Annotated in this window: 9 protein-coding genes; 4 read left to right on the top strand and 5 right to left on the bottom strand. The window is 56.4% G+C overall.

Features of this window, described 5'->3' with window-relative positions; all coding sequences use genetic code 11:
• Nucleotides 1–195 precede the first annotated feature (195 nt).
• Both carA and carB read left to right on the top strand, forming a co-directional pair.
• Nucleotides 196–1,344, top strand: coding sequence for a glutamine-hydrolyzing carbamoyl-phosphate synthase small subunit (gene carA, locus ABUK12_RS11975; RefSeq protein ID WP_410016457.1), 1,149 nt, complete (start codon nt 196–198; stop codon nt 1,342–1,344).
• A 14-nt stretch (nt 1,345–1,358) separates the two neighbouring features.
• Nucleotides 1,359–4,583: a carbamoyl-phosphate synthase large subunit gene (gene carB / locus ABUK12_RS11970; protein ID WP_410016456.1), complete on the top strand. Its 3,225-nt coding sequence runs from the start codon at nt 1,359–1,361 to the stop codon at nt 4,581–4,583.
• A 95-nt stretch (nt 4,584–4,678) separates the two neighbouring features.
• Here carB and ABUK12_RS11965 read toward each other — a convergent pair whose 3' ends face one another.
• From ABUK12_RS11965 to speFL, 5 genes are all read right to left on the bottom strand, one after another.
• The gene (locus tag ABUK12_RS11965; protein ID WP_410016455.1) at nt 4,679–5,293 is read right to left on the bottom strand and encodes a LysE family translocator; all 615 of its coding nucleotides are present in this window, start codon (nt 5,291–5,293) and stop codon (nt 4,679–4,681) included.
• Nucleotides 5,294–5,458: 165 nt separating this feature from the next.
• Nucleotides 5,459–5,662, bottom strand: coding sequence for a type II toxin-antitoxin system Phd/YefM family antitoxin (locus ABUK12_RS11960; RefSeq protein WP_410016454.1), 204 nt, complete (start codon nt 5,660–5,662; stop codon nt 5,459–5,461).
• Between the two features lie 51 nt (nt 5,663–5,713).
• On the bottom strand, nt 5,714–7,033 hold the full coding sequence (potE, locus tag ABUK12_RS11955) for a putrescine-ornithine antiporter (RefSeq protein ID WP_410016453.1): 1,320 nt from the start codon (nt 7,031–7,033) through the stop codon (nt 5,714–5,716).
• Between the two features lie 18 nt (nt 7,034–7,051).
• Nucleotides 7,052–9,214, bottom strand: coding sequence for an ornithine decarboxylase SpeF (speF, locus tag ABUK12_RS11950; protein ID WP_410016452.1), 2,163 nt, complete (start codon nt 9,212–9,214; stop codon nt 7,052–7,054).
• A 313-nt stretch (nt 9,215–9,527) separates the two neighbouring features.
• On the bottom strand, nt 9,528–9,611 hold the full coding sequence (speFL, locus tag ABUK12_RS11945) for a leader peptide SpeFL (protein WP_410016626.1): 84 nt from the start codon (nt 9,609–9,611) through the stop codon (nt 9,528–9,530).
• An 802-nt stretch (nt 9,612–10,413) separates the two neighbouring features.
• Here speFL and ABUK12_RS11940 point away from each other — a divergent pair.
• A complete protein-coding gene (locus ABUK12_RS11940) occupies nt 10,414–11,202 on the top strand; it encodes a threonine/serine exporter ThrE family protein (protein WP_410016451.1) in 789 nt (262 codons plus the stop codon).
• Nucleotides 11,199–11,663, top strand: coding sequence for a threonine/serine exporter (locus ABUK12_RS11935; protein WP_410016450.1), 465 nt, complete (start codon nt 11,199–11,201; stop codon nt 11,661–11,663). The genes ABUK12_RS11940 and ABUK12_RS11935 overlap by 4 nt, the downstream gene beginning before the upstream one ends.
• The last annotated feature ends 101 nt before the right edge of the window (nt 11,664–11,764 follow it).

Genomic DNA, 11,764 nt, shown 5'->3' with positions numbered 1-11,764 from the left:
TCAAGGTGTGTAACCGGCTTAATTGCCATTATTTAGTAAAAAACATCAGCCCGGGGTGGACAAATGACCAGCTCATCATTAAAATGCGCCCAATTTGCCGAAAATCTACCTTGAAGGTGTTTTTTGCATTGATTAAGATCGTTAAATCTGAATTAATATGCAAATACAATGACTGAATATTCCTTGGAGGGTGTTTTGATAAAGTCAGCGCTGTTGGTTCTGGAAGACGGAACCCAATTCCACGGTCGGGCCATTGGGGCAGCGGGAACGGCAGTGGGGGAAGTGGTCTTCAATACATCGATGACCGGCTATCAAGAAATCCTCACCGATCCTTCCTATTCCCGCCAAATCGTTACTCTCACTTATCCCCATATCGGCAATGTCGGCACCAACGAAGCAGATGAAGAATCGTCCCGCATCCAGGCCCAAGGGTTGGTCATACGCGATTTGCCGCTTATCGCCAGTAATTTTCGCAGTACCGGTTCCCTGTCGGACTACCTCAAGCAAAATAATATCGTCGGTATCGCCGATATCGATACCCGCAAACTTACCCGCCTATTGCGCGAAAAAGGCGCCCAGAACGGCTGCATTATCGCCGGCGACGCGCCTGACGCGGCGCTGGCCTTGCAAAAAGCGCGCGAATTCCCGGGACTGAAGGGCATGGATCTGGCCAGGGAAGTCAGCACCGCCGAGCAATACAGCTGGACCCAGGGCAGTTGGGCATTGCATGCCGGCCTGCCTGCGCCGGCCGCGCCGGACGCGCTGCCCTACCATGTGGTGGCGTACGATTTCGGCATCAAACGCAATATCATGCGTATGCTGGTGGATCGCGGCTGCCGCCTGACGGTGGTGCCGGCGCAGACGCCGGCCGACGTCGTCCTGGCGATGGATCCCGACGGCATCTTCCTCGCCAACGGCCCGGGCGATCCCGAACCCTGCGATTACGCCATCGCCGCCATCAAAACCTTTCTCGAGACCGAGACGCCGATCTTCGGCATCTGTCTCGGCCACCAACTGCTGGCCCTGGCCAGCGGCGCCAAGACCGTCAAAATGAAGTTCGGCCACCACGGCGGCAACCACCCGGTAAAGGATATTGACGCCAACCGGGTCATGATTACCGCCCAGAACCACGGTTTTGCGGTGGATGAAACCACGCTGCCGGCGAATCTGCGCGTCACGCATACCTCGCTGTTCGACGGTTCGTTACAGGGATTGCACCGCACGGATAAGCCGGCGTTCTGTTTCCAGGGGCATCCGGAAGCCAGCCCCGGCCCGCATGACGCCGCGCCGCTGTTCGACCATTTTATCGAGTTGATCAAGACTTACCGTTCCCAGGCAAAATAATCAGGAGCAAGACCATGCCAAAACGTACAGATATATCCAGTATCCTGATTCTGGGCGCCGGCCCGATTGTCATCGGCCAGGCGTGCGAGTTCGATTACTCCGGCGCGCAGGCGTGCAAGGCCCTGCGTGAGGAAGGCTACCGCGTGGTGCTGGTGAACTCCAACCCGGCCACCATCATGACCGATCCCGATATGGCGGATGCCACTTATATCGAGCCTATCCATTGGGAAGTGGTGCGTAAAATCATCGAAAAAGAACGCCCCGACGCCATCCTGCCGACCATGGGCGGGCAAACCGCGCTGAACTGCGCGCTGGACCTGGAGCGCGAAGGCGTTCTGGCGGAGTTTGGCGTCACCATGATTGGCGCCACCGCCGATGCCATCGACAAAGCGGAAGACCGGCAGCGTTTTGATAAGGCGATGAAAAAAATCGGTCTTGAGACCGCGCGCTCCGGTTTTGCCCACAATATGGAAGAGGCGCTGGCAGTGGCGGCGGACGTAGGTTTCCCCTGCATTATCCGTCCGTCGTTTACCATGGGCGGGTCGGGCGGCGGCATTGCCTACAACCGCGAGGAGTTCGAGGAAATCTGCGAACGCGGCCTCGATCTGTCACCCACCACCGAGCTGCTGATCGATGAGTCGCTGATTGGCTGGAAAGAGTACGAGATGGAGGTGGTGCGCGATAAAAACGATAACTGCATTATCGTGTGCTCGATTGAAAATATTGACGCCATGGGCATCCATACCGGCGATTCCATTACCGTTGCGCCGGCGCAAACCCTGACCGATAAAGAATACCAAATCATGCGTAACGCCTCGATGGCGGTATTGCGTGAAATCGGCGTGGAAACCGGCGGCTCGAACGTGCAGTTTTCGGTAAACCCTAAAAACGGCCGGCTGATTATCATCGAAATGAACCCGCGGGTTTCCCGCTCCTCGGCCCTGGCCTCCAAGGCCACCGGTTTCCCGATTGCCAAGGTGGCCGCCAAGCTGGCGGTGGGGTATACCCTCGATGAACTGATGAACGATATCACCGGCGGACGCACGCCCGCCTCGTTCGAGCCGTCCATTGACTATGTCGTCACGAAAATTCCGCGCTTTAACTTCGAGAAGTTCGCCGGCGCCAATGACCGCCTGACCACGCAGATGAAGTCGGTGGGCGAGGTGATGGCCATCGGCCGCACGCAACAGGAATCGCTGCAAAAAGCCCTGCGCGGTCTGGAGGTGGGCGTCACCGGTTTTGACCCCAAGGTCAGCCTGGACGACCCGGAAGCGCTGACCAAGATCCGCCGCGAACTCAAAGACGCCGGCTGCGATCGCATCTGGTATATCGCCGATGCTTTCCGCGCCGGGCTGTCGGTGGACGGCGTCTTTAACCTGACCAATATCGACCGCTGGTTCCTGGTGCAGATAGAAGAGCTGGTCACGCTTGAAAACGTGGTGGCGGAGAAGGGCGTCGGCGCGCTGGACGCCGAATTCCTGCGCCAGCTGAAGCGCAAGGGCTTTGCCGATGCCCGCCTGGCGACGCTTGCCGGCGTGTCGGAGGGGGAGATTCGCAAACTGCGCGAAGAGTATAACCTGCACCCGGTCTATAAACGGGTCGATACCTGCGCCGCGGAGTTCGCCACCGATACCGCCTACATGTACTCCACCTATGACGAGGAGTGCGAATCCAATCCCAGCCGCGACCGGGAAAAAATCATGGTGCTGGGCGGCGGGCCAAACCGTATCGGCCAGGGCATAGAGTTCGACTACTGCTGCGTCCACGCCTCGCTGGCGCTGCGCGAGGACGGTTACGAGACCATTATGGTCAACTGTAACCCGGAGACGGTCTCCACCGATTACGACACGTCCGATCGCCTTTATTTTGAACCCGTTACGCTTGAAGATGTGCTGGAAATCGTGCGCATCGAGCAGCCGAAAGGGGTGATTGTCCAGTATGGCGGCCAGACCCCGCTTAAACTGGCCCGGGAGCTTGAAGCGGCGGGCGTGCCGATTATCGGCACCAGCCCCGATTCCATTGACCGCGCCGAAGATCGCGAGCGCTTCCAGCAGGCGGTGGAACGCCTGGGACTCAAGCAGCCGGCCAACGCCACGGTGACCACCATCGACCAGGCGGTGGAGAAGGCGGCGACCATCGGTTATCCGCTGGTGGTGCGTCCTTCCTATGTACTGGGCGGCAGGGCGATGGAAATCGTCAACGACGATGTCGATTTGCTGCGCTACTTCCAGACCGCCGTCAGCGTCTCCAATGACGCGCCGGTGCTGCTGGACCGTTTCCTTGACGACGCGGTGGAAGTGGACGTGGACGCCATCTGCGACGGCCAGCAGGTGCTGATTGGCGGCATTATGGAACATATCGAGCAGGCAGGCGTGCACTCCGGCGATTCAGCCTGTTCGCTGCCGGCCTATACCCTTAGCCAGGAAATACAGGACGTGATGCGCCGGCAGGTCGAGCAACTGGCGTTTGAACTGCGGGTGCGCGGGCTGATGAACGTGCAGTTCGCGGTTAAGGCCAATGAAGTTTATCTGATCGAGGTCAATCCGCGCGCCGCGCGTACGGTGCCGTTTGTTTCCAAAGCCACCGGCGTGCCGCTGGCGAAGGTTGCCGCCCGGGTGATGGTGGGGCAATCGCTGGCCGACCAGGGCATTACCAAAGAGGTTATCCCGCCGTATTACTCGGTCAAGGAAGTGGTGCTGCCGTTTAATAAATTCCCCGGCGTCGACCCCATCCTGGGGCCGGAAATGCGCTCCACCGGCGAGGTGATGGGCGTGGGCCGCACCTTTGCCGAAGCCTTCGCCAAAGCCATGCTGGGCAGCCAGTCCCGCATGAAAAAATCCGGCCGGGCGCTGCTGTCGGTGCGCGCCGGCGACAAGGGCCGGGTAGTGGATTTGGCGGCGAAACTGCTCAAGCACGGCTTTGAACTGGATGCCACGCACGGCACCGCGGTGATATTGGGCGAAGCGGGAATCAATCCCCGGCTGGTGAATAAAGTGCATGAAGGGCGGCCGCATATCCAGGACCGCATTAAAAACGGCGAATATACCTATATCGTCAATACCACCGCCGGACGCCAGGCAATCGCGGACTCGAAGCTTATCCGCCGCAGCGCGCTGCAGTATAAAGTGCACTACGACACCACCATGAACGGCGGCTTCGCCACCGCCATGGCGCTAAACTCGGACCCCACCGAACGCGTGATTTCAGTTCAGGAAATGCATGCGATGCTGAAGGGATAGCGGCATATCGCCGTATCCTGGCCAGGCGCGTGGCCGGGATACGGCGGCAAAATACGCTTATCCGTGCGGGACGCTCCAGGAGCGTCCCGATTTTTTTATCCCAGGGCGACCTTGATTCCCAGGGCAATCAGCACCCCGCCCAGCAGCTTGTCCACCAATTTTTGCGTTTTGGCGAGGGCGCGGCGCACGGGACCGCTTTGGATTAATAGCACCAGCAGCGGCCACCAGACCAGCGCCAGCAACAGGATAATACCCGCGTACCAGAGTTTTTCGGCAACGTCCGATTGCACCTGCAGCACTTGGGTAAACACCGCCAGGAAAAACAGTGTGGCCTTCGGATTGAGTAAGTTATTCAAATAGCCCTGGATAAAAGCGGTTTTCAGGCTTACCGGCTGATGCGGGGCATCGTTGAGGCTTATTCTGCCGGCGCCGCGGGATAGCAGCGCCTGGATGCCGATCCAGATCAAATATCCGGCGCCGGCGTATTTCAGCAGGTTAAACAGCCAGGGTGTGGTAGTAATCAGCACTGCCAGTCCGGCGACGCAATACGACATATGGGTGGCGACGCCGCAGATCACACCAAGGGATGTCATCATGGCGGCCCGTTTGCGATAGCGGGCGGCATTCCTGATCACCAGGAAAAAGTCGGGGCCGGGAGAAAGCATGCCAAGGGTGGCGATGGAGGCGACAAACAGTGAGGTTTCTAACATGACGGACTCGGCAATCAACCAGTAAGCGCTACAGGATAACGCTGGCGCAGGGGAAGCGCACCCTCGATTTGGTTCAGCACTTATGTACCGTATCGCGGCAGCGCAGGAACGCGGCGGGACGGGCGCGATCCCGTTGCCGGGAGAACGCCGCGCCGCCGCCGGCGTTTACAGCAGATCCTCCATCCTGAAGCTAAAACCTCCCGTCCGGGACGGTGGTTCCGTCGTTTGCCCGCGTGTTGCCCCATTTTCGCCTTTAAGGATCACATCCGCCCGGCCGCGCCGGGTAACGCACAGGACTTGCCCTTGTTCCAGGGACTCAAGCGCTTGCGCCAGGTTGTTGCGCAGCGCGGTGTAACTGATGGTTTGCATATCAGCATCCAATATAATGATGAATTATCCCTTAGGTTGGCCTTGCTTTGTTCAGTTAAGCTTAACATCGGGCATTTCAAAGCGCGGCGAAATGATGCCGTATAATGTCCAGCCGAGGAACGTGACGATCGCACCCCACATCATCGCCTCTTGCCCGGAGCTGTAGAGCGCATAAAAGCTGTATAGCGCGCCGAGAAAGGCGATGCCGTTGGTGACTCGCGCCCTGGCCGGCGGCAGGCCCGCGGATTTCTGGATCACCACGGTGGCCGCCATCGACAGGATATAAGGAATAATGTTGGTGACCACCGCCAGGTTCACCAGCACGTTGAACTGTTTGTTCAGTGACGGGCTGATGGTCATCAGCGACAGACCGGTCTGGATGGCGACGATGATAAGCATGCCTTTCACCGGCGCGTCCGCCTTATTCGTGTGGGAAAACACCTTGGGAAAATAGCCGGCGTCGGCGGAGGATTTGAAGACCTGGGCGATGGTAAACTGCCAGCCCAGCAGGGAACCGACGCATGACATGATCATCAGCGCCATGATGATTTTGCCGACGAAAGGCGTAAACATATAGGAAAACGCCAGCCCGAACGGCGCGGTGGAATTCGCCAGCGCCAGGTTGGGCACGATACCGGCGATAACATTGGTGGAGACCACATAGATAACCGCTGCCCCGAGCGTGCCGCCCAATACGGCGATCGGCACGTTGCGTTCCGGGTTTTCCACCACGTCCATATTGGCGCAGGCGGATTCCAGCCCCAGGAACGCCCAAAGCGTCATGGCGATGGAGGAGCCTATGGCCTCGAAGGTGGGGATGGCATGGGGATTCCAGGCGGCCATGTAGGCGGCGCCGCTAAACCAAAACCACCCGATCAGGGAAATGCCAACAACTGGAATAATGACGCCCCATATAGTGATACTGCTGATGTTCCCGGTAATGCGCGCGCCGCCAAAATTGGCCATGGTGGCCAGCCACAGCACCACGATGGTGGCCAGGCAGATGCCAAGCGGCGTGAGGGTTTGTCCCACCAGCTCCGTACCGTAGCCAACGGCTGATATGGCAATGGCGACATTGGCGATCAGCAGGGAAACGCCATAGGTGTAATTGGCCATGAAGTTACCGGATTTGCCGAAGGCATATTCCGCATAGCCGCCCATCCCGCCGGGCTTGCGGCTGAACATGCCGCATTTGGCGAACGCGTAGGCCAACGCCATCGACCCCAGGGCGGTAACCAGCCAGGAGACAATGGACAGGGTCCCGACCTCCGCCAGTTTGGTGGGCAGCATGATAATGCCGGAACCCATCATATTCACGGCGGTCAGGACGGTGAGCTGCACCACGCCCATTTTATTTTTCGTTTTATTCATGATCATGGTCCTTTTTGTTTATTGTTTAACGACATAACCATAGGCGTGCTGTATTCCATCCCGATCGCGCTCAAGATAAACCCCCTGCAGCTCCGGCGAGAAGCCGGGCAGCAAATTGATGCCTTCCTCCAGCGCCAGGAAATACCGTTGCACGGCGCCGCCCCACACTTCGCCGGGCACCATGCAAAGCACTCCCGGCGGGTAGGGCAGCGCGCCCTCGGCGGCGATGCGGCCTTCCGCCTTGCTCAGCGGCACCAGTTCAACATGACCGCGCACGAACTCGCCGTTGGCATCCTGCGGATTCATCGCCACCCGCGGGAAGTTCCCCTGGCGGAACATGTCCTTTTGCAGTTGTTTAACGTCGTAACTGACATATAAGTCATGCATTTCCTGGCACAGGCGTCGCAGGGTATAACCCTGGTAGCGTTGTCCATGGCTGGCGACAATGGCGGGCAGGACGTCGGATAAGGGCGCATCTTGCAGTATAAAACGTTCAAAACGGGCGATCTGGGCGACCAGGTGCTGCATTTTAGCCATATCTTCCGCCGGCGTAAGCAGGAACAGAATGGAGTTCAGATCGCATTTCTCGGGCACGATGCCGTTTTCACGCAGAAAGTTGGCCAGGATGGTCGCGGGGATGCCGAAATCGGCATACTCGCCGCTGGCGGTGTCAATACCGGGGGTGGTCAGCAGCAGTTTGCAGGGATCGACAAAATACTGGTTTGGCGCATACCCGTCGAACCCATGCCATTTTTCACCGGGCACGAAATTAAAGAAACGCAGGTCCTGCGCCATTTCGCCGGTGTCAAAATCCTGCCAGGGACGCCCTTCCACGCTTACCGGTACAAAGGGCCTGATCATCGAGCAGGTATTCAGCAGGATCTTTCGGGTCTCGATGCCCAGGGCGACACAATCCGCCCACAAGCGTCGGCCGCTTTCGCCGGCATGCATCCTGGCATTGACATCCAGCGCCGCGAACAACGGATAAAAAGGGCTGGTGGAGGCATGCAGCATAAAGGCATTGTTAAAACGCTTATGATTGCAATATCGCGCCTGCCCCTTGATATGCCGGTCCTTTTTATGAATTTGCGAGGTTTGGGAAAATCCGGCCTGCTGCTTATGCACCGACTGGGTCACGATAATGCCCGGATCGTTTTCGTTTAGCTCCAGCAGCAGCGGGGAACAATCCTTCATCATGGGAATAAACTGTTCATAGCCGACCCAGGCCGAATCAAACAGGATGTAATCGCAGAGATGGCCGATCTTATCCACCACCTGGCGCGCGTTATATATCGTGCCGTCATAAGTCCCCAGTTGGATAACCGCCAGACGGAACGGCCGGGTTTCGCCTGCGCGTGCGGGGGCCACGCGGCGAATTTGCGCGCGCAGATAATCCTCCTCGAAACAGTGGGCATCGATGCCGCCGATAAAACCGAACGGATTACGGGCGGTCTCCAGGTAAACGGGCGTCGCGCCCGCCTGGATCAAGGCGCCGTGATGAACGGATTTATGATTATTGCGATCGAACAGTACCAGGTCGCCCCGCGCCAGCAGGGCATTGGTCACCACTTTATTCGATGCCGAGGTGCCGTTAAGGACAAAATACGTTTTATCGGCGTTAAAGACTTTGGCCGCATGCTGTTGCGCCGCGCAGGGCGCGCCTTCATGAATTAACAAATCGCCCAGCTTAACGTCGGCATTACACATATCCGCACGGAACAGCGTTTCGCCGAAAAAATCAAAAAACTGGCGTCCCACCGGATGCTTACGGAAAAACTGCCCGCCCTGATGACCCGGGCAGGCAAAGGAGGAATTACCCATTTCCACATATTTCTTTAACGTGGAAAAGAAAGGCGGCAATAATTCTTTTTCATATTTTGTCGCCGCGGACTCCACCTGTTTGCCGTAAAAATCGGCATTGCCGTCGCCCAGCTCAAATACGCCGTTAACCCTTGTCAGGTCATGATTCGCCAGCTCTTCGTGGCAGCCGATGGCGACAAAAATAGGGATGTCGAGACCGGTAAGTTTGATGGCGTCAATGGCGCCGCCATGGGTTTCTGATAAGGATAATACTACCGCCGCAATATCTGAAAAATCTGTATTAAGTATATCAACCGTCTCCCTTTCGCTGTTAAAACATGATTTTACCGCGGCATTGGCGACAATTTTCAAGGGTTTCATTCTATTATATTCTCCTGGAACAGGGACAAAGGATTGCCTTCGGTTAAATAGGAATCGACAGTCCCATAGTTATTTTTTAAGCATAATGATGCGTAATAGTACCTGCCGTACTATTAATAAAATGATGGCCAGAATCATGGCGAATCATCATCTCACAGCCGTGGCGGGCTGAAGATCTTCCGGATGCTGTTCAGTACGGTTCATGGACAATAGCAGCCCGTCAGGATGCGTTAAAACATCTGGCTGGCGGTATTATCTATGGAGAGACGGCAATGACAGTCCCGCAGAAGAGGGTGCCATGTCCAAGGGAAATTTATCTGAAAGAGAAAAAAGAGAAAGAGAAATAGTCACGGCATCGGGGCATCATTAAATGCCTCACTCTGCGTATATGCGCCATTTTCCGGTTATTGTTTTCCATTATGGTTACCTGTTAGTGGGTAAGCAACGAACTGACAGGCGCTATACTATCGGCCATGGAGCCGTTTTCTGTGATCAATCTCATGATTATGGCGGTTCTTTATGGCCGCTATTTAGGCTTTAAAAATAAAAATCCAGCGGCGGCAAGATTGTCTTTTTTAAAACGAAATAAATGGACCGCATGATAATTCATTTCATTTTGGCGGGGGAAATTTCTGAAAAACGAGTGCGTAAATTTAAGCAGTTGAATATGATTAAAGACATGTACAGGTAAGGCACCAAAACAGGATTAAATCGCCTCAGCGCCCGTGATATTGGATTATCGACCAGGCTATCGTCCCTTGGACGGTCGCCAATGCTGTTTAACGCGGGATGCCCATAGAAGATCATCTGCATGATAATACGTAATTATTGCATATATCGGAAATATGAATATCCAGGCTTTGGCGCTGCGCAGGCGTGGATCGGCCCACGCCGGGGGGATAACGCCACACGCCCGATAGCACGAAATGCTAAACCCTAAAACGCGCCGGTAGATCAGTGTCATGTACAGCATCGGCGTTGAGGAGAAAGCCGGAGGAGTATTGTTTGCCGGGGTAGTTAATTTTATGTAGATATTAAGTTAATTTTTTAAAAGCCCCGCGGCGAATATCACCCGCCGGTATTTAGAACATTATGGCTTTCGTCATGGCATAATTATGGCTTGCCGCCGTTTTTGTTACATGTTAAGAAAAGAGCGTCCATTAAGCGTAGGGTTATCGGAGTGTGGTTGGGTATGGTGCATGTCGATGGGTAGTGAAATAACGCAAGATCAGCAGCGGGTTATCACCCGGCTGTGTATTGAATGCGCGCTCCTGCTGCTGCAGCATGGCGCGGAAAGCATGATCGTGGAGCAGTTGTCGACACGCCTGGGGCGGGCTTTGGGTGTCCAGCGGGTGGAAAGCTCTATTTCAGCCAATGCCATAGTATTGACCACCATTATCAATGATTTTTGCCTGACATCGACGCGCAAAAATAACGATCGCGGCATTAATATGCATGTGGTCACGCAGGTGCAGCATATCGTCATTATGACCGAGCATCGTTTGCTGGATGTCGCCGACGTGACCAAACGCCTGGCCAATATCAAAGCGATGCGCTACCCCCGCTGGCTGATGGTCATCATCGTCGGTCTCTCCTGCGGGTGTTTCAGCCGCCTGAATGGCGGGGGATGGGATGCCTTTGCCGTGACGCTGTTTGCCAGCGGATTGGCCATGTACGTGCGCCAGCTGTTGACCGCCCGGCAAATGAATCCGCTGATCAATTTTTGTATTACCGCGTTTGTCGCCACCTCCGCCTCGGGGCTGCTGATGCGGCTGCCGGTGTTCCAGGGCACGTCGCTGGTGGCGATGCCGGCCAGCGTCCTGCTGCTGGTGCCGGGTTTCCCGCTGATCAATGCGGTGGCGGATATGTTCAAGGGCCATGTCAATACCGGCCTGGCGCGCTGGACCATGGCCAGCCTGCTGACGTTATCGATTTGCATCGGTATTGTCCTGGCGATGGCGGTGTGGGATTTCCGGGGATGGTCATGAATCTGTTGCTGGCGTTACTGGAGGATATGCTGCTGGCGGCCGTACCGGCCCTGGGTTTCGCCATGGTGTTCAACGTGCCGGTAAAAGCGCTGCGCTATTGCGCGCTGCTCGGGGCCATCGGCCACGGAACGCGCATGTTGCTTATCCATTTCGGCATGAATATTGAATGGGCTTCCCTGCTGGCCGCGATCCTGATAGGCATCATCGGCATTCATTGGTCGCGCTGGCTGCTGGCGCACCCGAAGGTGTTTACCGTGGCGGCCGTGATCCCCATGTTTCCCGGCATCTCCGCCTACAGCGCGATGGTGGCGGCGGTGGAAATTTCCCATTTAGGCTATAGCGACGCGCTGATGTCGATCCTGGTTACGCAATTCCTCAAGGCGGGTTTTATTGTCGGCGCGCTGTCGATCGGGTTGTCGCTGCCGGGATTATGGCTATACCGAAAACGCCCGGGAGTATAGGTGTTAGGCGCTTTCTGAATTTTGTGATGGACGTCTGCCGAGGCGCTCGACGGTCGGCGGCAGTTTCCGTATAGTGGCAGCAATTTGACAGCTTGTAAGAG

It is taken from the genome of Sodalis sp. C49 (assembly GCF_046352915.1).
Lineage (GTDB): Bacteria > Pseudomonadota > Gammaproteobacteria > Enterobacterales > Enterobacteriaceae > Acerihabitans.
The sequence above is the reverse complement of the archived record's forward strand: the minus strand, read 5'-3'. Positions and strand labels throughout refer to the sequence as shown.